Origin of the sequence: Rhodococcus sp. HM1, assembly GCF_023218075.1 — a bacterium.
In the GTDB taxonomy this organism is placed as follows: domain Bacteria; phylum Actinomycetota; class Actinomycetes; order Mycobacteriales; family Mycobacteriaceae; genus Rhodococcus.
In genome coordinates this window covers 1-21974 of sequence record NZ_JALPTB010000007.1, presented here as the reverse complement: position 1 = coordinate 21974, position 21974 = coordinate 1, and the positions used below count along the sequence as shown (strand labels likewise).

Genomic DNA, 21974 nt, shown 5'->3' with positions numbered 1-21974 from the left:
GTGAAGGTCGAAGCGGATCTCGATCTCTGCCAGGGACACGCCATGTGTTCGATGGAGGCCCCGGACGTGTTCGCGGTCGCGAAGCACGGAACGGTGGAGATCCTCATGGACACCGTCCCGGAATCGCTGCGCGCCGATGTCGAAGCAGCCGTCAAGTACTGCCCCACCCGAGCCCTGAGCATCCTCGAAGACCGACCACAGGCGACGACAGCAGACGACTGACAACAGAAGACCGACAACAGGAGGCACCATGGCCCCGTTCGATCGTGCCGAGCTGGACGAGATGATCCAGCGCTGGATCGATGCCAACAAGCGAGCCGAGGCCGACGGAGACTGGAAACCGTTGGCCGACATGTACACCGAGGACGCCACCTACGGCTGGAACTACGGCCCGAAGGAAGAGTTCATGGCCGTCGGTCGCGAGGAGATCCGTGAGCTGGCCCTCGGCCAGGAGATGGACGGCCTCGAAGGCTGGGAGTACCCCTACCAGCAGTTCGTCGTCGACGAACGCACCGGCGACGTGATCGGCTTCTGGAAGCAGATCTCCGACGCCACCCGCGAGGACGGCTCGCACTACACCGTGCAGGGCATCGGCGGCAGCTGGTTCCGCTACGGCGGCAACTTCCAGTGGTCCTGGCAGCGGGACTTCTTCGACTTCGGGAACGTCTCGCACCTGTTCCTCGAGATGATCACCGCCGGAGCGCTGTCCGACGGCATGAACAGGCGCATCGAGCGGTCGATGTCCGGTGAGAAGCTGCCGGGCTGGTATCCGGTGGGGAAGTCCCCGGTACCGCTGTGGTGAGCGCGGGGGACCGGGTTACCGGATCGTCGTTCGCGGCGCTGTCCCGCCGCGATCTGGCGGTGCTCGTCCCGGAGCTGCTGCTGTGCGGGCAGCTCATAGACAGATCCGGGATGGCGCACCTGATCTCGGCGTTCGGCCGCGACGGCATGGCCGAGGTTGCGATCGAGGAGTGGCAGGCGTCGAGCCCCTGGTACACCAAGCGCATGCAGCGGGCGCTGCGTTTCGAGAACGACGACGTCGAAACGATCTTCAAGGGAATGCAATTCGACATCGGGGCACCGCCGCAGTTCATGGACTTCCGGTACCGCGTGGACGATCGCAACCACGGCGAGTTCTGGCTCGACCATTGCGGTGCGCTGATGGACGTGGAGCCGCTCGGCGACGAGTACGTCACCGCGATGTGCCACGACATCGAGGACCCCACCTTCGACGCCACGGCCCTGGCCACCAATCCGCACGCGCACGTCCGTCCGATCCACCGGCCTCCGCGGCGGCCCGCGGACCGGCACCCGCACTGCGCGTGGACCGTCGTCATCGACCCGTCGCACGAGCCACCGCCGGTGGAACCACACACCGAGGCACTCGGCCGGACCGCCGCGGTCGCGGTGGAACTGAGTCCCATCGACCCCGACGACGACGGCAATGCCGACTACGCGGGGCCGCTGCTGTCGGACGTGCGCTTCGGCGACTTCTCCCACTCCGCACTCGTGCGCATCGCCGAGGAGGTGTGCCTGCAGCACCACATGCTCACGCTCGGATTCCTGCTCGGGGTGCGCAAACGGACCGACGAAAACTCGGCGCTGACGATCGCCCGCAAGCAGCTCACCGGCATCGCCGGGCTGACCTCCGAACGCATCGGGAACGCGCTCGGCCTTCCCACCGACCTCGAGGGACTGGCGACGGTGCTGACGGTGCACCCGGTGTTCGCGCCGCGGCAGTACGTCGACCGCGACATCCGGTTCGACGGGCACCGGCTCGAACTGAGCATCCGCCGCAGCGGGGGAGCGCACACCGACGGTGCCTGGCCGACGCTCGTCGACGGCGAGCACCTCGAAGCGCTGAACGCCCTTGTGCGCGGGGTGGATCCGCATTTCAGCGTGCGGGTCGTCGCCGAGGACGCCGATGCGCTCGTCGTCGAGGTGATCGTGGAGCCGACGCCCGCGAAGGAATGTGGTGAGGTCGCGATCACCCGGTTCAGCACGGGGTCGAACTTCGTCTTTGCAGATCGAGGAATTCCCTTGCCGCTCACTGTGGTCTGAGCGCGCGACCCGAAAGGATCTCTGCGTGGCCCACAATTTCGCGGACCTGTTCGAACACGCCGTCGACGCGGTGCCGGATCGTGTGGCGCTGATCGTCGGCGACCGTCAGGTCACGTTCCGGGAGCTCGACGCCCGTGCCAACCGCCTCGCCCATCACTTCATCGGCGCCGGGTTCGGCGAGGGCAGCCACATCGGCATCCACCTGCACAACTCGATCGAGGCCGTCGAAACGGTCTTCGCGGCATTCAAGATCCGGGCGGTGCCCATCACCGTGAACTACCGCTACACGTCCGACGAACTGGCATACCTGTACGACAACGCCGATCTCGACGCCCTCGTGTTCCACCGGACCTACGCGCAGGTCGTCGAGGACGTGCTGCCGTCGGTACCGAGACTGCGGCACAGTCTCGTCGTCGACGACGAGCCCGCGGAGACTTCCTCGTACGAGGACGCGCTCGCGTCGAGCTCGCCCGAACGCGGCTTCGGTGCCCGCTCCGGTGACGACCGGTACATCGTCTACACCGGAGGAACCACCGGCCGGCCCAAGGGCGTGGTGTGGCGGCAGGAGGACATCTGGCGTGCGCTGGCCGGCGGCTCCGACTTCTACAGCGGTGAGCCTGTCCCGGACGAATACCACCAGTCCCGGCTCGGAGCCTCCGTCGCGGAACCGGGCCGGTGGCTGTTGCTGCCGCCGCTCATCCACACTTCCGCCCTGATGACCATGTGCAATTCGCTGTTCTCGGGCAACACGGTGCTGCTCGACCACCATTTCGACGGGCACCGCTCCTGGGAGATCGTGCAGCGGCACCGGCCGCAGGTCATGGTCATCACCGGTGATGCGATGGGCCGCCCGCTCGTCGACGCGCTCGTCGGCGGCGGCTACGACCCGACCGGGCTCGGTGTGGTGGCCTCCGGTGCCGCACTGTTCTCGCAGTCGGTGAAGGACGCGATGTTCGACGCGATTCCGGGGGTGCTCATCTCCGATTCGGTCGGCTCCTCGGAGACCGGATTCAGTGGAATCGGCATCGCGTCCAAGGGGCTCGTGCAGGACGGCGGCCCGCGGATCGGTGCGGGCCGGGGCTCGTTCGTCGTCGACGACGACGGTCGTCCGGTCATCAGCGGAGAAGGCCGGCTCGCGAAGAAGGGCCATGTGCCGTCCGGGTACTACAACGCTCCGGTGCAGTCCGCCGAGGTCTTCAAGGTGATCGACGGCGAGCGGGTCGTCGTCACCGGCGACCGTGCCCGCGCCGAGGGGGACGGCACGATCACGCTGCTCGGCCGCGGCAACATGGTCGTCAACACCGGTGGCGAGAAGGTGTTCGCCGAGGAGGTCGAGGCGGTCCTCAAGGCGCATCCGGGTGTGTACGACGCGATCGTCATCGGGGTGCCCGACGAGCGGTGGGGGCAGCGGGTCGCCGCGGTGATCCGTCCCCGCGAGGCCGGCGCATTCGACGTCGGCGATGTCGAACGGCACGCCCGCAGCACGCTCGCCGGCTACAAGATTCCCCGTTCGATCTGGTTGTCCGACACCGTGGAACGCACCCCCAGCGGCAAGCCCGACTACCGCTGGGCGCACGAGTACGCGTCGAAAACCGAGGCACACCACACCATCTGACGCACCGGCCCGTGACGGCCCGCTGTCGTCGCGGGCCGGTCCATCTCGCGAGGAGCCCCTACGTGGATACTGCGCTGTCCCGCCGGACCCTGCTGGCCGGTGCTGCGGCCGCCGCACTCACCCTGACCGCCGCCCGCGTACCGCGGGCCTCGGCTCGGGCCCGCACACCGCGGGCCCGAGCCGAGGTCACCGAGGAACGTCACCGCGCCGTGGTGATCGGCAGTGGCTTCGGCGGTGCTGTCACCGCCGCGCATCTGGGTCGCGCCGGTGTGCAGACGCTCGTGCTCGAACGCGGCCTGCGCTGGCCCACCGGTCCGAACGCGCAGACCTTCCCGCACATGTTCGCACCGGACCATCGGGCGTCGTGGCTGTCGCCGCTGCCGGTGATGACCGGTGCCCCTCCGATCCCGTCGGCGCCCTACACCGGCCTGATGGAACGGGTGAAGGGCAACGGCATCGACATCCTGTGCGGTGCCGGGGTCGGCGGCAGTTCGCTGCTCTATCACGGCATGACGTTGCAACCCGACGGCGAACAGTTCGCGCGGTCGGTGTCCGCGCGGATCGACTACGACCTGCTCGACCGCGAGTACTTCCCGCGGGTGGCCCGGACGCTGCACCTGGCCACCATTCCCGACGACCTGCTGCACCACGAGAGGTACCGGTCCTCACGTCGGTTCCTCGAACGCGCCGCCGTCGAGGGCCTCGACACGTTCCGGGTGCCGATGCCCATCGACTGGGATTTCGCGCGCCGCGAGCTGACCGGGGAACTGTCGCCCTCGTACACCAACGGTGACCTCATCTACGGAGTCAACAATGGCGGCAAGTACTCCGTCGACGTCACGTGGCTCGCCGACGCCGAGGCCACCGGGAACGTCCACGTCGAAACCCTGCACCGCGTCAACGACATCGAACGCGGCGCGGACGGACGGTGGGTCGCGCACACCGACCGTCTCGCGACCGACGGCACCGTCGTCGAGCGCAAGCGGATCGTCGCGGACGCGCTGTTCCTCGGCGCCGGATCACCCGGCACGACACGGCTTCTCGTCAAGGCGAAGGCGAAGGGTCTGGTACCGGACCTGCCGGACGGTGTCGGCACGGGGTGGGGCAACAACGGCGATCGTGTCTTCTCGGTGACCACGCCGCTGCTCGGTCCCGGTGCGTTCCAGGGTGGTCCGGCCTGCGTCGGGTTCCGGGACTTCGACAACCCGGCGGGCGCGTTGACGATCGTGACCGGCCCGGTGCCGTTCCCGGTCGATCTGGGCACCACCTCGGTGATCGGCTTCGGCACGGTGAAGGGCCTCGGCCGCTGGCACTACGACGCCTCGCGCGACGACGCGGTGCTCACCTGGGACCAGGCCTACGACCGTGAACTGACCCGTGCGATCGAGGCGCGGATCCGGCAGGTCGCCGGCCCGGCCGCGATCCTGCTCGACGTGAACGCGTTGGACGTCAACACGTTCCACCCGCTCGGCGGCGCCACGTTCGATGCGGTGTGCGACGAAGCCGGCCGCGTGCACGGCCAGCGCGGTCTCTATGTCGTGGACGGAGCGAAGATTCCCGGCTCGACCGGAGCCTGCAATCCGTCCATGACGATCGCCGCGCTCGCCGAGTTCGGCGCCGACGACATCGTCCGCCGCGACCTCGGCGCCGTCTTCTGACCGGTGACGGGTGCCTCGCTGTCGCCCGAGTGTCGTCGAGCGGCAGAGAGGCACCCGTTGTCCGCAGGTGCGGGGTGCGTCAGCCCTTGGCGGCGGAGATGCCGGCGCGGCGGCCGAAGAAGCTGCCGTCGCCCAAGGAGGTTCCGCTGGCATACCCGCCGGCACACACACCGGACGTGCAGCGACCGGCCGCGAACAGACCGGGGATCGGCTCACCGGAGACGTGCAGCACCTCCGAGTCGACGGTGGTGCGCAGGCCCCCGAGCGTGAACCCGGCCGTGAAGTTGCGCAGGTCCAGCGCGGCGACCGGGGTGCCGATGGGCTTGACCCACTCGCTCTTCTTGCCGAGGACCGGATCCTCCCCGTTCGCGGCATGCCGGTTGTACACCTCGACGGTGGCCTGCAGGGTTCCGGCGGGCAGACCCATCTCCGCTTCGAGTTCCTCGACCGTCTCGGCCACCCACTTCGGCGGGTACCGGAAGTACGCCGTGGAACTCTGTGTGGCGCAACCTTCTTCGTAGGCCGCCTCGTCGATGACGAGGAAGGACTGATTACCGTTCTCGAAGAGGGTGAGCTGCCCGATCCGGCCCGGGTAGGTGTCCTCCGGGACGTACCGCTGCCCGCGGGCGTTGACGAGGATGCCGCGCGCCAGGAGCTGCGGGTCGCCGAAGAACGCGACCTCGGTGGCGTCCATGTGCGCGACGTCGGCGCCGAGGGCCTGTGCCATGCGGATACCGCGGCCGTCGTGCTCCTCGACCGCGGCGCCGGGCCGGCCGATCAGCCGCGGCGCGTACGCCTCGACCATCTCCTTGTTGTAGGCGAAACTGCCCGTCGCCAGGACGACGCCGCGACGCGCCCGCACGTGCAGGTCCTTGCCGTACCGCTTGGCCGAGATACCGACGACGCGCCCGGTGTCGTCGACGATGAGGCGCTGCACGCGCACGTCGTATTCGGCTTTGACACCGAGCTTTTCGGCGGTCTCGGTGAGCGGCTTCATGATCATGTAGCCGCCGCCCTGCTCGCCGGTGCGCTTGTTGCTCATCTGCGGCACGTGTCCGCGTGGCGCCGGCGTCGCGATCTCGTTGAACGGCGCCGCGTTCTCGCCACCGGAGTACATCAGCCCGTCGTCGCCGGGGATCTCCCAGCCAGGTTCACCCCAGAAGCTCTCCTTGAACACGACGCCGTTCTCGACCAGCCAGTTGTAGTGGTCGACGCTGCCCTCGCAGTATTCGGTGAGCTTTGCGTCGTCGGTACCGGGGCCGAGTGCCGCCGCCATGAAGGCCTTCATGTTCTCGGGGGTGTCCTCGAACCCCAGCGCCTTCTGCAACGGGGTGCCGCCGCCGAGGTACAGGATGCCGCCCGACAGCGAGGCCGCTCCGCCCCAGCCGCCGGTGCGTTCGAGGACCAGGACATCGGCGCCGGCGCGCGCGGCCTCGATGGACGCGCAGACACCGGCGATCCCGTTGCCGGCGATGACGACGTCGGCCTCGAAATCCCAGGCGGAGATCTCCTCGGCGCGCAGGGGGTGCAGGGGAGTAGAGGTCATTGGTGATCCGTTCTGGTCGTGCGGTCTCAGTATTCCGCGATCTGGGTCGCGAGGCGTTCGATGTACGCGAGGACCTCGTCCTCGGTGCGGTCGGGCAGACCGAAGACCACTTCGGTGACACCGACCTCGCGCCACACGCGCAGTTCGTCGAGGTCGGGCCGGCCCGCCAGGGCGAGAACCTCGGGGCTGCCTTCGCGTCCGGCCTCGGTCCACATCTTCTGCAGGCGCAGGACGTGCTCGTCGATGTTGCGGTCGCGCGGCGTGGTGATCCAGCCGTCGGCGGAGCGGACGATCCACTCGAAGTTGCGGTCGGTCGGGCCGGCGCCGAGGAGGATCGGCGGCCGCGGCTGCCGGACCGGCTTGGGCCACGCCCAGCTCGGGCCGAATTCGACGAATTTGCCGTGGTATTCGGCTTCCTCCTGGGTCCACAACGCTGCCATCGCCTCGAGGTACTCGCGCAACGCGGTCCGGCGCTTCTTGGGGTCGACCCCGTGATCGGCGAGTTCCTCGGCGTTCCAACCGAATCCGACACCGAGGGCGACGCGGCCGCCGGAGAGGTGATCGAGGGTCGCGATCGTCTTGGCCAGGGTGATCGGATCGTGCTCGAGCGGCAGCGCGACCGACGTGCCGAGCCGGATGGTCGAGGTGACCGCGGCGGCGAGGCCGAGCGTCACCCACGGGTCGAGGGTGCGCATGTAGCGGTCGTCGGGAAGGGTCGCGTCGCCGGTTCCGGGATGCGCCGATTCCCGGTTGATCGGGATGTGGGTGTGTTCGGGCACGTAGAAGCTGTCGAAGCCGTGGGCCTCGGCGGCTTTCGCGGCGGAGTCGGGGCGGATGCCGCGATCGCTGGTGAACAGGGTGATGCCGTGGCGCACGGTGCTCCCTCTCTCTTCCGGTGACTGCAAGAAATGTAACGCGTTCTACCTTTCCGGGGAAGGACTTTATGGACAGGTGTCTGATTTTGTGTCCGACCGCGGCATTCACCCTGGTCGGTGGGCGGCGGGTGCGCACTCCGGGTTCCCTCTCAGTGGGACGTGCGCTGCCCGGCCCGGGGCCTCGAGGCAGTGTCGTCGAGTGCGGAAGGCCGCGGAAACCGCTCCACTACGCTGGTTCGGTAGACCACACGGAAGGTGACGTGATGCCGAAGGAGCCGACGACGGGCCGAGCACAGCCGACGAGGGCGGACGGGCCGCCGGGTTCCGGACTCAGGCCGGCGCAGCGTGCCCGGTACGACCGCATCATCGCCTCGGCGAAGGAACTCGCCACCGAGGGCGGGTACGACGCGGTGCAGATGCGCGCCGTCGCGGAACGCTCGGGAGTCGCGCTCGGCACCGTCTACCGCTACTTCCCCTCGAAGAACCACCTGCTGGTGGTGGCCACCCTGCAGATGTTCGAGCAGTTCGCCGAGCAGTTCGACGTCGAGCACACCCCCGGTTCGTCACCGCGGGAACGGGTCATGTGGGTGCTGCACGGCGCGCTGGCGCAACTCGAGCGCGAACCCCGGCTGTACGACGCGCTGGTGCGGGCTTCGATGTTCGCCGATTCCTCGTCGGCGGCCGAGCTGGACCGGCTCGGCAAGGTCATCACCGGCATGTACGCGCGCGCGGCGGGGATCGAGACGATCACCGAGGAACTGGAGAACGCGGTCCGCATCATCACCGATGTGTGGATGTCGAGTCTGGTGAGCTGGGCTGCGGGACGGCAGACGGCGGAGCAGATGATCGCGCACATGGACACCGCGGTCGGGCTGGTGTTCTCCCGGCTGGAGCGGTTGCAGAAAGCGAGCTGACCCGGCCCCACGGAGGGTGGGACCGGGTCGGGTGCTGTATGGGGTGAGTGGTGTTGCGCCCCGGTGCTATTCGGCTGCTGCCGGGACCTCGACGATGCCGACGGTCGGCAGGAAGAAGCACGACGTCTCGCCGTTGGTGACCGTGCCGAACACGGCCGCGAGGACCGTGCCGGAACCGGTGTCGACCGGCGCGACGCGGGCCCCACCGAGTGGGACGGCGCTCGAGAAGAACTGCGCGATGGCACCGGCAGCGAGCGACTTGAACTGGTCCGGAACGGAGTCCGGGACCGCTGCAGCCGCGGCCTCCCCGATCGTGCCCATCGGGACGAAGCCGCCCTTGAAGGTGCTGACGTTGAACCACGCCACCTGCATGCCGGTCGTGTTCTCGCCGTCGCGTTCCATCCCGGCCGGGACGAACGCGAACAGCGTCTGTCCGGCGTCGACGGCGTTGATCTTCAGATCCTTCAGCAGCGGGATCGGAGCCAGGTCCGGCCACGGTCCGGGGACTGCGCCCGCGACGGCGGGGGCGATGCCGAGCGGCAGGCCGCTGTCTTCGTTGCAGAACGGTGCGCCGGTCGGATACAGGAACGGCTCGATGCCGAGTTTGCGCAGGAACTCGATGGCGTCCTGGTAGGCGGAGACGGGGTTCGCGTCGGCGACATCGGTGACGCCGCCGCGTGCACCGGCGATGGCTTCCGCCGCGGCGACCGCGGTGGGGTCCGCACCCGCTGTGCTGTGCAGCGCGTCGAGCACCGCGGGCAAGGGGGTCACGACGGGTGCCGGCTCGGCGGCAGGGGCGACGGGGTCCGCAGACGCAACGGTCGGAAGGGCGAGCGCGACGGCGGCTGTGACGGCGGCGGCCGCACTCGTCAGACGCATCCGGTGACGGGTGGTCCTGCGTGTCATGAACTGCTCCTGTGCGTGTCGGGACGGTGGTCGTCCGCACCCCCAAACTCTAAAGTCTCAAGTGATAGTTGAGGGTACTGGAGACAGCAGACCACACCGGACGCGGGAAGGCGAACCCGCCGCGCGACTGTGTTATCCAAACGAAATGTCGTGTGTGCCCGAATCGGAACGGCAACGATCATCGTGGAGAGGACCGCGGAGAGGACACTGAAACCAGGGGATTCTTCACCTGGAGTGGGTCATGGGAGCTTTGAAGGGTTTGCTCGGCGTAGTGGTGGGACTCCTGACCGCCGTGCTCGGCACGGTCGTAGGAGTGCTCGCGGCGGTGGTGTGGTTGCTCGGGGCAATCCTGTGCGTGACGATCCTCCTGCTGCCACTCGGAATCCCGGTCATCAGGCTCGCCAACCGGCTGTTCGGACTGGCGGGGCAGCTCATGCACCTTCCCTGACCGTCGCTCAGTCGTCCTTCCACAAGGTGCCCAGATCGGGGCCGGGCTCCTCGTCCGCCGGTGCACCTCGATAGCGCAGGGCGAACACGATCCATCCGATGACCGCGATCATCAGGAAGCTGATCAGCCGGTACACCACGACGGCCGAGAGGGCCTGCGCGCCGGTCATGCCGCTCGCGGTCAGTGCCGGGACGAGCACCGCGTCCATGACCCCGAGCCCGGCGGGCAGCAGCGGGATCGCGCGGCTCGCCGCGGTTCCGGCCGCGTAGGCCACCGCAATACCCGCCAGGCTGGGGGTGCCGCCGATCGCGTACGCCGCGAACGCCAGGCACGCGCCGTCGCACAACCAGTTGAGGATCGACCACGAGAACGCACGCAACGTGTGCGGGCGGTCCAGCTGGACGGCGCCCAGCTGGTCGACGATCCGTTTCCAGGCCCGCACCCACGTGTGTTCCGGCTTCTTGCGCAGCCGGTTGAAGCCGCGCAGCGCGATGATGCCGATCGATTCGAGCGATCCGGGATTGCTCGCCGCGTACTGCACGAGCACGACGAATGCTGCGAACCCGCCGATCGAGAAGATCAGGGAGAACGGGTTGGTGGTCGCACCGACGAGCAGTGCGCCGACGAGACCCAGCAACGCGAGGCCCGCGGCCTGCAGCAGGCCCGCCATCACCAGCTGCCAGGTCGCGACCACCGGGCTCGCGCCCCACTTGCGCATCTGCCGATACGTGAAGGTCGTGCCGATGACCGGACCACCGGGAAGGGTGACGCTCATCGAGTTCGCGGCGTAGGACACCGACAGCGACTGCCGCTGCGTGACGGTGACAGCGGCAGCGGACAGCAGGGTGCGCTGCACCCGCGCGAAGCTCGACATCTCGAGAAGCGACGCCCCGATCGCGGCCACGACCCACTGCCAGTGCAGGTCGCCGAGGGACTTGACGCTGGTCGACAGTTCCGGCCAGATCAGCACCACCTCGACCGTCAGAACGACGACGAGCACGACCCCGACGATCCACTTCAGGTATCGCTTGTGAGCCGGTCTCAGGCCGTTGCCGTTCTCGGAGTCGGTGTCGGTGCCGTTGTCGCTGTCCGCGGTGGCACCGTCGCTGCCGCGCCCGGCGCCGTCCCGGCCGCTGCTGTCGTCCAGCCCGCTGCCGTTGTCGCTGCTGTTCCGGTCGTCGCGGTCCCCGTCGTTGTCGTGAGGCTCGCCGGACTCGGTTTCACTCATGCTCGTCATGCGTCTGTCGGCCAGTGGGCGAGGGTGTCGCGGTAGAGGTCCTCGACGGCCCGGATGTGTTCGTCGAGGTTCTCCGGCTTCCAGTCGCTGACGTCGATCGGTTCGAGGACCGCGACGTCGACGGTTCCGGATCGCAGCAACGTGGAGTGCTTCCACAGAATTTCACCGGCGTTGCGGATCACCACCGGCACGATCGGTACGCCGGCCTGCATCGCGATGTGGAATGCGCCCTTCTTGAAACGCCCGATCTCGGGAGTCAGCGAGCGGGTGCCCTCGGGGGCGATGACGACGGACGTGCCGCCGCGCAGAGTGTCCACGACCGGGCCGAGGGCGGCCTTCGCCTGATCGGTGTTCTGGCGGTCGACGAACGTCGCACCGACGAAACGCAGCAGCGGCCCGAACAGGGGGTCGTTCGCCATCTCCTTCTTGGTGACGCCGGTGAAGTCGTGCCGCAGGACCTTCGCGAGGATCACCGGGTCGAGCTGGCTCTGGTGGTTGAAGATGAACACCGCCGGACGCTGTGCAAACGCGTTGGACTCGCCGTGCACGCGTACGTCGATGCCGGCCAGCGCGAGGGAGACGTCCGAGCCGATCCCGAACATCGAATCCAGTGCGACCTTCTTGCTTCGGTTCACGAGGCCGAGCCCGATGCCGGTCCACACCGATCCGAACAGGCCGCCGTAGGCCGCAGCGGTACGGACCAGTTCCTTGACGCCGGGTGTGCCGCGCGGCCGGAACTGCAGGATCGGCCACTCACGTTCGAGTGCGATCTTCGTGAGGGTGCTGTCCGGGTTCGTGGGAGTCGGATTGCCCATCGTGGCAAGGAAATCGACGTCCTCGCCGCCGTTCGAGTAGGTGTAGCTCGCGGCGCGGTCGATGTCGTGTTCCTCCGCGAATGCGATCGCGGCGGCCGCTTTCCCGCTGCGCCACAGTGACTTTCCGTCGACCTTGCCGGTCAGTACCCCGTCCTTGACCTCGAGCGGCGTGAACAGAATGTGCTCGACACCGAGCGCGTCCGCCGACGCCTGGATCTGGTAGCGGGACGCCGACGAAGCGATCACGACCGTGTGCCCTGCCTCCTGGTGTGCCCGGATCAGTTGCCACGCTTCGGGATAGATGTGTCCGGCGATCGTCGACGCGAACAGCCGCCGCCCGATCTCGTACAGCTCGTCCTCGGTATGCCCGCCCCACGCCTTGAACGCGATCGCCACGAACCGTTCGAAATCGGCTTCGCTGTCGGTTCCACGCAATCCGTTGAGCATCGTCCCGGCCAGTTCCGCGGCGCTGACCTTCCCGGCGAGCAACCGGTCCCGGAAGAAGTGCAGTCCCGAGAATCCGTGCACGATGGTGCCGTCGAAATCGAAGAGCGCTGCGACCTGCGGTCCCTGCGGCCCCGATCGGACCCGATCCAGTGCCTGCTCGATGTTCACCGATCCGCCTTCCTGTTCGACACGTCGAGGGACTCCGCGAGCTGGACTCGCTCACCGACCGCGAGAAGATCCTCGGCGAACGCGCGGCGCCGCTCGCGGATCTCCTCGCCGCCGATCTCGAGCAGACCACGATTTCCCGCCAGTTGCAGCGCGGTCGCGAACAACTCCGACGATACCGATTCCGGTCCGTACAACCGGCCCTGGAGCAGCATCTGGGTACCCACCGCCACGCACTCGTCGAGGAACGCCTTGCGGTCCAGCTTCAGCGTCGGGTCGCGCGGCACCAGCCGTTCGGCGACCACGAGCTGGGCGTCGAAGAACGACCGCAGCGTGCGGTGCACCATGAAGAACCCGGTCTCGATGAGCGCGTTGAGCGCGTCCTGCGGGGATCCGGGCAGCTCGTCGCTCCAGTCGGCGACCAGCAGCGCCAGTTCGTCGCGCATCTGGGCTTCGAAGGTGTCGCGATCCGGGAAGAAGAACTCGAACTTGAGCAGATCGCGCAGCTTCTTCGCTTCTTCCCAGGCGGACGTGACGGGGTTCTCACCCGGATGCTGGTGCGCGTAGAGGATTGCCAGCTCGAGGATCGATCGGTTGACGAACCAGTGCACGCCGCTGTTGCGGTAGAACGCGGCGACCAGGTGCTGGCCGGGCTGGATCGAATAGATCGGTTCCTCGCCGCCGGCATAGGTGGTGACCACCCCCGCGTCGGTGAGCGAGTCGAGCACCCTCGCGAGCCCGCCCTCGACGTCCAGGACGGACAGTTCACCCTGCGGCACGTCACGGGCCTCGATGTACCGGCGTACCGGGGCGATCACCGCCCGCACCTCTTCGAGCGTGAGCGCGCGGTCGCGCACCCCCAGCAGCGCGAAGGTCACCAGGCAGTTCACCGTGATCGGGGTGGCACAGTTGATGCCGACCGCGACCTCGAACGCGACCTTCTGCAGTGCCTTCCGGGTCCGATCCAGATGCTCGGTCTCGTCCCGGGCGGGCTCGGACAGCGCGGGGTCGCCCCCGGAGGTCAGGAGTTCGCGCATCGACAGGGGCGCCCCGAACCGGACGTACACGTTGCCGGCGCTGCGCCGCTGGCTGCGTGCGTACCGGGCCAGCCAGGTCAGGCCCTCCGGCTTCTTCGTCGCACCGGTCTGCTCGGCGGCGACGGCGGCCACCTCGGCGAGTCCCTCGTAGGTGATCGACACCGGCACCAGCGCCGCGTCCTCGACGCGGCCGGTCCGGATCGCGTTGGCCACGTAGTTGAGGAGCCCGTACCTGGGCGCACGCAGTTTGCCCGTGCGGGTGCGTCCGCCCTCGAAGTACCACTCCAGGTTGAAGCGTTTCGTCAGCAGATACGCGAAGTACTCCTCGAGTGCCGCCTTGTAGACGGCGTCGTCACCGAAGCTGCGGCGGATGAACACGGTGCCGGTGCGACGCGCGATCGGGCCGATGGGCCAGAACGTCAGATTCGCCCCGCCCATGAGGTGATTCCGGGGGAACTCGTTGTTGGCGAGGATGTCCCCGAGCACGAACGCATCGGCGTACGAGCGGTGCGACGGCAGGAACACCAGCGGCCGCCGCCGGTTGAGTTCACGCAGTGCCCTCAGTCCCGACTCGTCCGCCCGCACACTCCACGCCGACGAGTGCAGGGGGCGCATCGCCTGCGTGAACAGGTCCGTGACCAGGCGGGACTGCACGGCGACGAGTTCGCCGAGGACGGCACGGGCGCGCGTGTCGACCTCCTCCCGGGGGAGGTTGTGCTCGTCGGCGATCGCGTCGAGCCTGCGGCGGAACGACCTGGAATCCATGATCTGCTCGGCCACGAGCCGCGGCACCTTGTAGCGGTCGCCGATGACGGCCCGCTCGGCGCGTTCGAGCGCGACCACCGCGCGCCGGACGATGTATCGGGCCAGCGAGTCCGGTGCCGGATCACCGACGTCCGCGTGCAGCGACGAACGCAGGTCGCTCAGCCGTGCCGGTTCGGCCACGACGATGCGGTGCCGGTCCGGGGACCGGCCGACGAGCCACTGCTGGATCAATCGGTTCGGGTTGCGTGGATTGGTCAGCGCCAGAATGTCGGAGAACCGCACCCGGCGGGCACCGTCGCGGGCGGAAGGCAACCACACCACCTTCACCGGCACGATGAGCGGATCGTCGGTGCGCGGCACCAGTTCGGTGGTCAGGATCCGGGAGTCGAGGTCGACAACCGCGGGGGTGGGGTCCGCCGAGTATTCGGCGGGAAGACCACCCGAACGTATCCAGCGGGTGATCAGATCCCGTTCGATCGACGTGGTGGCCGCGGCGACCACCACGGTCGGTCCGCTCGATGTTTCTGATGCCCCCGCACCCGATGTCCCCGAGCCGCGCTGCTCGTTCACGCTCATGCCTCCCCGTCTGCGGTACCGCCCCACACAGCAAACTACCGCGTGAACAGGGCTCTGCTCGGTACAACGACACGACGGAGCCGCTGCTCTGGCGTCGCCGGGCGAACGGGTGCACGCTGAGGCAAGGTTGATCACGACGCGCTTCCACAGCGGAGGTGGCCCGTCGGGAACGGAGGGAAGACGGTGTCCGAGACCGGCCCGTACGCGCAGATCCGGGAGACCCACACGTCGGTGGTGTTCTTCGTCGGTGATCGGGTGCACAAGATGAAGAAGCCGCTCGACCTCGGTTTCCTCGACAACCGCACCCGCGCGGCGCGCGAGAGCGTGTGCCACCGCGAGGTCGATCTGAACCGGCGGCTGGCGCCCGACGTGTATCTGGGGGTCGCCGACGTCCACGGCCCCGACGGGCAGGTCTGCGAGCATCTCGTCGAGATGCGGAGACTGCCGGACGAGCGTCGGCTGGCCGCGCTCGTCGCCCGCGGGGAGAACATCGACACGGTCGTCGAACAGGTGGCCCGGCAGGTCGCCGGGCTGCATGCCGCGTCGCCGCGGGATCCGGCCATCGACCGGTGCGCGAGCGTGGATTTCCTGACGGACCTGTGGCGCCAGAGCCTCGACCATCTCGAGCGGCTTCCGGTCGGGATCGACGCCGCCGGGCTGCTCGCGCGGATCCGTACGTCCGCGAACCGTTACCTGGAGGGGCGGGCGCCGCTGTTCGCGGCGCGCATCGCCGACGGCCGTGCCGTGGACGGGCACGGGGACATGCTCGCCGACGACATCTTCTGCCTCGACGACGGTCCGCGGATCATCGACTGCCTCGAATTCGACGACGAACTGCGTTACGGCGACGGTGCACTCGACATCGCGTTCCTCGCGATGGACCTCGAACGGCTCGGCGCTCGCGAGGCCGCACACCGGCTGCTGAGCGCGTACGCGGAGTTCTCCGGGGACGCGTGCCCCGCCTCGCTGATGCACCACTACATCGCCTACCGGGCGCTGGTGCGGGCCAAGGTCACCGCGCTGCGTCACGATCAGGGAGACGCGGCGTCCCGGGAGGTGTCGCTCGGGCTGCTCGACCAGGTGGCCCGCAATCTCGACCGTGCCCGGGTCCGGCTCGTTCTCGTCGGCGGCCTGTCCGCGACCGGCAAGACCACCGTGTCGCGGCTGATCGGGACGCATCTCGACGCGGTGGTGCTGCGCAGCGATGTGATCCGCAAGGAACTCGCGGGTCTCGATCCGGCCACCGACGCGACCACCGACGTCGATTCCGGGTTGTACACGCGCGAACACACCGACGCGACATACGCCGAAATGCTGCGCCGCGCGCGGATCGCGCTGTCGCTCGGCACGTCCGTGGTGCTCGACGCGACCTGGCTCGTCGAGTCGCGGCGCGGCGAAGCACGGCGGCTCGCGGACGAGGCGAGCGCCGACGTGATCGAGATCGAATGCTGCGCAGACCCGGCAGTTCTGTTGCGCCGCATCATTTCCCGACGTGAGCAGGGCGGTGACGCTTCCGATGCGACACCGGCGGTTCTCGACGAGCAGCTGCATCGCCGCGAGGAGTGGCCGTCCGCGCAGGTGATCGACACGACCGACGGCACGCTGCCCGACACCGAACGCCTCGAGCGTATGGTCGGTCCGGGCCCCTGGTGACGCGAGGTGAGGACAGCCTCGCATTGCTACCGCGTTGTGTCGCATGGTTCTAGCCTGACGAAGTGTCGACTCGTGAATCCACTCACCGCCCCATCCGCGAACCTCACGGAACCGGTACCGCGGCGAAGCTGAACTGGCTGCGCGCGGGTGTCATGGGGGCCAACGACGGTATCGTCTCCACGGCCGGTCTCGTCGTGGGCGTCGCGGCCGCGACCACCGAGGTGTCGGCGATCCTCACCGCGGGTTTCGCGGGTCTGTCGGCGGGTGCCGTATCGATGGCGCTCGGCGAATACGTCTCGGTCAGTGCGCAACGCGACACCGAGCGGGCCCTGCTGCGCCTCGAACGACGAGAGCTCGAGCAGATGCCGGAGGCGGAACTCGAGGAGCTGACCGGGCTGCTGCAGGCCAAGGGCCTCGAACCGGACACCGCGCGCGCGGCGGCGAAGGAACTGACCGAACGCAACGCGCTGGCCGCGCACGCGGAGGTCGAATTGGGCATCCACCCGGACGAGCTGGCGAATCCCTGGGTGGCGGCGCTGTCGTCGGCGGTGTCGTTCATCGTCGGCGCGCTCGTGCCGCTACTGGTGGTGGTGCTGCCGCCGGAGCATCTGCGCATCCCGATCACGTTCGTGTCGGTGCTCGTGGCGCTGGCACTCACCGGGACCGTCAGTGCGTACCTCGGTGGTGCCCGGCGAGGGCGGGCGGTGGTGCGGGTCGTGATCGGCGGTGCGATCGCGATGGCCGTGACGTTCGCGGTCGGCTACCTGTTCGGCACCACGGCGGGCTGACGAAGGTTTCGCCGCCCGCCGCGGTACCGAAGGAGACGGTGCCGCGGCCGCGGGCGTTACTTGGTGCGGGCGATCAGGACCGGGCAGGGTGCCTTGTGCACCAGGTTCTGGCTGGTCGAGCCGAGCAGGGCTGCGGCGATCTGTCCGCGGCCGTGGCTGCCGACGACGACGAGCTGTGCGTCGTCGAGTTGGCCCAGCAGAACCTTCGCGGCCGGTCCGCGTTCGACGACGCGACGCACCTCGACATCGGGGTACTCGTCGTGCTTACCGGCGAGCGCTTCCGCGAACACCGCGGTTTCCGCTTCCTGGACCGCGTCCCAGTCCACGAGCGTGGCGGTCGCGCCGGTGCCGAGCGCCGCGTCGCCGATCCACGAGTGCGCCGCGACGAGCGGAACGCCGAGGGTGTCCGCCAGCGTGAAGGCGTACGACACTGCGGCTCTGGACAGTTCGCTGCCGTCGACACCGACGACGATCGGCTTGTCGTTCGGCAGCGGATTCTCGGTGTCGCCGCGCCACACCACGACCGGGCACGGTGCGTTGTTGGCGACGCGCAGCACGGTGGAGCCGAGCAGGAAGTTCTCGATGGCTCCCGCGCCGGTCGCGCCGACCACGACGACGCGGGCGTCGTCGGCTGCCTCGAGCAATGCGTTGGTGGCGGGGCCGGGGCCGATGTAGCTCTCGACGGTGAGGCCGGGCTGTTCGGCGCGGATCAGGTCGCTGACGTCGGCGAGCAGTTTCTCGCCGTCGGCCTTGAGCTGCTCGTACATCTGGGACTGGATGAGCACCGCGGACTCGCTGTAGAAGATGCCCTCGCTGGGGAGCGCGTGGACGAGACGCAGCGGAAGTTCCAGCCGGGCGGCGAGGGCTGCGGCCCATCGGGCAGCGGCAGTGGCGGTGTCGGATCCGTCCAGACCCGCGACGACGGCCTTGGTCACGTGCGTGCTCATCGTTGAGCCTCCATTCTCGTGAGGGACTGCAGGTCGAGACTATCCGCTGGCGCGGCAGGTGAGGGTGGCGTCGTGCTGTGGTCTACAGCACGAGCACCGCCGCCCCCGCGAATCGGCCCTCGGACAGGTCTTCGAGTGCCCGGTCGGCCCCGTCCAGCGGGTACGGCGTCGTCGTGACGTGCAACCGGTGTTCGCCCGCGAACGTGAGGAATTCGTGTGCGTCACGGCGTGTGTTGGCGGTGACGCTGCGAACCGTTCTCTCCCGGAACAGGTGTCGCTGATAGTTCAGGGTGGGAACGTCGGTGAGGTGGATGCCGGCGAGGGCGAGTGTTCCACCGGCGTCGAGGGCTTCGAGGGCGGTCGGCACCAGTTCCCCGGCCGGGGCGAACAGGATCGCCGAGTCGAGCGGTTCCGGAGGCGTGTCGTAGGCGCCCTGCGCGGAGGATGCGCCGAGGTCGAGTGCCAGCCGCTGGGCGTCGTCGCCGCGGGTCATCACGTGCACCCGAATTCCTTGTGCGAGCGCGACCTGAGCCGTCAGGTGTGCGCTCCCGCCGAAGCCGTAGAGGCCGAGCGTGCCGCCGGGCGGAACCTGCGCGCGCAACAGAGCGCGATAGCCGATGATGCCCGCGCACAGCAGCGGTGCCAGCGTCTGCGGGTCGTACCCGGACGGAAGCGGTAAAGCGAAATTTGCTGGAACGGTTGCGAATTCGGCGTAACCACCGTCGGCGTCCCAGCCGGTGTAGGTGGACTGCGGGCACAGGTTCTCGTCGCCGCGCAGGCAGTATCGGCATCGTCCGCACGTGCTGCGCAGCCACGGAATCCCCACCCGGTCACCGATCGCATGTGTCCCGAGGTCACCGCCGATCACCTCGGCGACCACTTCGTGCCCGGGCACCACATGCTGCCGGTGCACCGGCAGATCCCCCTCGGCGACGTGCAGATCGGTGCGGCACACGCCGCACGCGAGTACCCGCACGAGCAGTTCGCCGTCGCCCGGTTCGGGTACCGGTTCGCGCACCGCGCGCAGGGGACCCCTGGCGATGGGTCCCGGTGTCTGTACCCGCCACGCCCGCATCGTCTGTCCGGTGTTCATGTCCCTCCCGGATGGTTCACTTCCACAACGGCTTCGCCGCGCGCAGTGCTTCCTTCCACGCGTCGTCGAGGTGCACCGCCTGGGCTTCGCCCAGCAGAGCCTCACGGTGGTACGCGATGCCGAGGCCGAAGCTGGACTCGGCGGCGTGTCCCTGCTCGGACACGATGTCGAGCAGGTGTTCGCGCGCGACCACCGAATCCTGGAATTCGCCGAGGAGGTCCTGGAACGCGTCGAAGTGATCGAGTGCCTTGCCCGCACGTTTGGGATGCAGCGGGCGGATCACCTCGATCGCGTAGCGCATCCGTTTGGCGCCCTTGCGCGCCCGGTGCATCCGGGCGTCGCGCTCCTCGGGTGTGTCGGCACGACCGACGGCACGGACCCGCTTCGAGACCTTCTGCGCGAGCTGTTCCAGCGAGCCGGTCAGATCACCGGCCTTGGCCTTGCGGACCTTGCGGGACGTCTGCGGTGCGGTGGCCAATCCCTCGATCAGGGCGTCGAGGGCGAGCAGCATCTGCAGGTAGCGATCGGAATCGAGGGCCGCGACCGCTTCGATTCCCGCGATCTCCGACTGCCTGGAGAAGTACTCGTCGATGCGGGCCTTGGCGGGTTCCCGGTGCGATTCCACCGGGATCTCGGCTACCCGGTCGAGCAGCCGCTCCCACTGCACCTCGAGGTCACGGGACGGGCTGAGGCGGCGGCCGAGCCACCGCAGTTCGTCGACCACCGACTCGTCGAGGCCGAGATCGCCGGCGTAGGTCTGCAGGGCGCTGCGCGCACGGCGTGCGGCCTTGCGCATGCTGTGCACCGAGTCGGGGGCCGCGCGCCGCACCGCGATGTCGGTGAGCTCGAGTTCGCGCAATTCGGTGGCCAGGTAGTCGCGCAGGTACCCGGCCGGGCCACCCACCTTCGGTTCGTCGGGAATCAGATCGCCGAGAACCCGGTGCAGTTTGGACGGGCTCGGCGAGCGCTCGATGCCCTCCGCGGTGAGCCGGTCGTCGACGGCGTCGAGCAGGCTCGCACCGCCTTGCGCGGCGCCGTTGCGGCCGAGTTCGACCTCGATCTCGCGCCACTGCACCTGCGCGTCGTCGGCTCCGCGGACCGCGACGACATCGTCGACGACGATCTCGGCGAGCACCGTCTCGCCGGGTCCCATCGCGCGGATGCGCCGGCGGGAGGTGGTGAGCAGGGCGGCGAGTTCGACGGGTCGATCGCGCCGCACGCCGCGCAGCAGGCCGAGCAGTTCCGCCGGTGGTGTGCCGGTGTCGTCGCCGAGCGGGAAACGCAGTTCGGTTCGGGTGTCGAGGCCCGAGGGCAGTTTCAGATGCCAGCCGGCGTCGTCGCCGCCCTCGCGCCGGCGCAGGGTGATCCCGGCGCGGAGCAGCCGCAGATCCCGGGTGTCGTAGTACTGCGCGGCCAGCTCGATGCGTTCGTCGGTGAGAGTCTCGACGCCCGGCAATCCGGACAGGTCGGGAAGAGTCAGATCCGTGTCGGCGGTGTACTTGCGTTCGGTTTCCTCCACCGACTCGATCCCAGACGGGTTCGTGGTCGCCACCCGGTCCTCCCATTCGCTGCGGGCTTCGCTGCCGGGATCGGCAGCTCTGCCGCCCACATTGCCACCGTATGTGGGGAATGTCCCGAACGGAACGCCTATTTCGTGTCGCAGGCCCGTTGTGTAGAGACTTTGGACCCTGTTTTGCGATGAGATGGCATGGTGATCATGGAAGGACGCGGGTGCTCTGGAGGCTTGGATGAGAATTCTGGTGTCGGCGGCGAGCAGACACGGTTCGACCGCGGAGATAGCCACAGCACTCGGAGCGGCCCTGCGCGACCGCGGTGCGCTGGTCGATGTCGTCGAACCACACGACGTGCGCGACATCTCGGGTTACGACGCGGTGGTGATCGGTAGCGCCGTCTACCGCGGGCGCTGGCTGCGCCCGGCCAAGGACTTCGTCGACGCGCACGCCGAAGAGCTACGTCGGCGGGCGGTGTTCCTCTTCTCGTCCGGACCGATCGCGGATCAGGACCGGCCGGTCAACAGCCCGTACGACGTGTTCACCGTCCGTCACCGCACGGGTGCACGCGAACATCGCATGTTCGCCGGGAAACTCGACCCCGAGGGGCTGAGCGTCGGCGAACGGATGCACGTGCGGATGTCCGGCGGCAGGGTCGGCGACTTCCGGGACTGGGACGCCGTCGGCGGATGGGCGGGCACGATCGTCGACGCCGTATCCGACGACAAGCCGATGTCCGACGACAAGCCGGTGTCCGACAACGAGCCGGTGTCCGACAACGAGTCGGCGTCCGGGGACGAGCAGGGACCCGACGTCGAGACGTCACCCGGCCCGGCGGCCGGGAGCGACGTCGTATCGGAGGCGGCAGGCTCGTCCACCGTCGACTCCGGCACCGTCGACTCCGTCGACACCAGGGG

19 protein-coding genes are annotated in these 21974 nt (G+C 68.7%); 10 read left to right on the top strand and 9 right to left on the bottom strand.

The window, feature by feature from the left end; all coding sequences use genetic code 11:
* The 5 genes from M1M07_RS05930 to M1M07_RS05910 all read left to right on the top strand — a co-directional run bounded on the left by M1M07_RS05930 (position 1) and on the right by M1M07_RS05910 (position 5334).
* Entirely contained in the window at positions 1 to 222 is a 222-nt protein-coding gene (locus tag M1M07_RS05930) for a ferredoxin (RefSeq protein WP_197254555.1), read from the top strand.
* 28 nt (positions 223 to 250) lie between these two features.
* Positions 251 to 802 (top strand): nuclear transport factor 2 family protein, encoded by a 552-nt coding sequence (locus M1M07_RS05925; RefSeq protein ID WP_197254554.1) that lies wholly within the window; start codon positions 251 to 253, stop codon positions 800 to 802.
* Positions 796 to 2061, top strand: a complete 1266-nt coding sequence (locus M1M07_RS05920; protein WP_197254552.1) for a hypothetical protein — start codon at positions 796 to 798, stop codon at positions 2059 to 2061. Before M1M07_RS05925 ends, M1M07_RS05920 begins: the two co-directional genes overlap by 7 nt.
* A 25-nt stretch (positions 2062 to 2086) precedes the next feature.
* On the top strand, positions 2087 to 3676 hold the full coding sequence (locus M1M07_RS05915) for an acyl-CoA synthetase (protein WP_248673568.1): 1590 nt from the start codon (positions 2087 to 2089) through the stop codon (positions 3674 to 3676).
* A gap of 62 nt (positions 3677 to 3738) precedes the next feature.
* Entirely contained in the window at positions 3739 to 5334 is a 1596-nt protein-coding gene (locus M1M07_RS05910) for a GMC oxidoreductase (RefSeq protein ID WP_248673567.1), read from the top strand.
* 79 nt (positions 5335 to 5413) lie between these two features.
* Here M1M07_RS05910 and M1M07_RS05905 read toward each other — a convergent pair whose 3' ends face one another.
* Both M1M07_RS05905 and M1M07_RS05900 read right to left on the bottom strand, forming a co-directional pair.
* Positions 5414 to 6880 (bottom strand): FAD-dependent oxidoreductase, encoded by a 1467-nt coding sequence (locus M1M07_RS05905; RefSeq protein ID WP_197254550.1) that lies wholly within the window; start codon positions 6878 to 6880, stop codon positions 5414 to 5416.
* Positions 6881 to 6906: 26 nt separating this feature from the next.
* Positions 6907 to 7755 (bottom strand): LLM class F420-dependent oxidoreductase, encoded by an 849-nt coding sequence (locus M1M07_RS05900; RefSeq protein WP_197254548.1) that lies wholly within the window; start codon positions 7753 to 7755, stop codon positions 6907 to 6909.
* A gap of 263 nt (positions 7756 to 8018) precedes the next feature.
* Between M1M07_RS05900 and M1M07_RS05895 the strand changes: the two genes are divergently transcribed.
* Positions 8019 to 8669, top strand: a complete 651-nt coding sequence (locus tag M1M07_RS05895) for a TetR family transcriptional regulator (protein WP_197254547.1) — start codon at positions 8019 to 8021, stop codon at positions 8667 to 8669.
* A 66-nt stretch (positions 8670 to 8735) separates the two neighbouring features.
* On the opposite strand, the gene M1M07_RS05890 is transcribed toward M1M07_RS05895, so the two are convergent.
* Positions 8736 to 9575: a hypothetical protein gene (locus M1M07_RS05890; RefSeq protein WP_197254545.1), complete on the bottom strand. Its 840-nt coding sequence runs from the start codon at positions 9573 to 9575 to the stop codon at positions 8736 to 8738.
* Positions 9576 to 9816: 241 nt separating this feature from the next.
* Between M1M07_RS05890 and M1M07_RS05885 the strand changes: the two genes are divergently transcribed.
* Positions 9817 to 10023, top strand: a complete 207-nt coding sequence (locus M1M07_RS05885; RefSeq protein ID WP_197254543.1) for a hypothetical protein — start codon at positions 9817 to 9819, stop codon at positions 10021 to 10023.
* 7 nt (positions 10024 to 10030) lie between these two features.
* Here the strand turns inward: M1M07_RS05885 and M1M07_RS05880 are convergent, their stop codons facing one another.
* Genes M1M07_RS05880 through M1M07_RS05870 form a run of 3 tightly spaced genes read right to left on the bottom strand, consistent with a single transcriptional unit; the run spans position 10031 to position 15065 of the window.
* On the bottom strand, positions 10031 to 11251 hold the full coding sequence (locus M1M07_RS05880) for a YbhN family protein (RefSeq protein ID WP_197254541.1): 1221 nt from the start codon (positions 11249 to 11251) through the stop codon (positions 10031 to 10033).
* A gap of 5 nt (positions 11252 to 11256) precedes the next feature.
* Positions 11257 to 12690: an HAD-IB family hydrolase gene (locus M1M07_RS05875; RefSeq protein WP_197254540.1), complete on the bottom strand. Its 1434-nt coding sequence runs from the start codon at positions 12688 to 12690 to the stop codon at positions 11257 to 11259.
* Positions 12687 to 15065: a glycerol-3-phosphate 1-O-acyltransferase gene (locus tag M1M07_RS05870; protein WP_197254539.1), complete on the bottom strand. Its 2379-nt coding sequence runs from the start codon at positions 15063 to 15065 to the stop codon at positions 12687 to 12689. The genes M1M07_RS05875 and M1M07_RS05870 overlap by 4 nt, the downstream gene beginning before the upstream one ends.
* Positions 15066 to 15248: 183 nt before the next feature.
* On the opposite strand from M1M07_RS05870, the gene M1M07_RS05865 reads away from it, so the two are divergent.
* Together M1M07_RS05865 and M1M07_RS05860 are read left to right on the top strand one after the other, a co-directional pair.
* Positions 15249 to 16718 (top strand): bifunctional aminoglycoside phosphotransferase/ATP-binding protein, encoded by a 1470-nt coding sequence (locus tag M1M07_RS05865; protein ID WP_248673566.1) that lies wholly within the window; start codon positions 15249 to 15251, stop codon positions 16716 to 16718.
* Between the two features lie 92 nt (positions 16719 to 16810).
* On the top strand, positions 16811 to 17506 hold the full coding sequence (locus M1M07_RS05860) for a VIT family protein (RefSeq protein WP_248673610.1): 696 nt from the start codon (positions 16811 to 16813) through the stop codon (positions 17504 to 17506).
* A 56-nt stretch (positions 17507 to 17562) separates the two neighbouring features.
* Here M1M07_RS05860 and M1M07_RS05855 read toward each other — a convergent pair whose 3' ends face one another.
* The 3 genes from M1M07_RS05855 to M1M07_RS05845 form a co-directional block, all read right to left on the bottom strand.
* Positions 17563 to 18453, bottom strand: a complete 891-nt coding sequence (locus M1M07_RS05855; protein ID WP_197250403.1) for a universal stress protein — start codon at positions 18451 to 18453, stop codon at positions 17563 to 17565.
* A gap of 82 nt (positions 18454 to 18535) precedes the next feature.
* Positions 18536 to 19528: a zinc-binding alcohol dehydrogenase family protein gene (locus M1M07_RS05850; RefSeq protein ID WP_197250404.1), complete on the bottom strand. Its 993-nt coding sequence runs from the start codon at positions 19526 to 19528 to the stop codon at positions 18536 to 18538.
* Positions 19529 to 19562: 34 nt separating this feature from the next.
* Positions 19563 to 21155 carry a CYTH and CHAD domain-containing protein gene (locus M1M07_RS05845; protein WP_248673565.1) on the bottom strand — a complete coding sequence of 531 codons (1593 nt, stop codon included), beginning with the start codon at positions 21153 to 21155 and terminating at the stop codon, positions 19563 to 19565.
* A 139-nt stretch (positions 21156 to 21294) separates the two neighbouring features.
* Between M1M07_RS05845 and M1M07_RS05840 the strand changes: the two genes are divergently transcribed.
* A partial coding sequence (locus M1M07_RS05840; protein ID WP_248673564.1) for a flavodoxin domain-containing protein occupies positions 21295 to 21974 on the top strand: 680 nt, incomplete at its 3' end.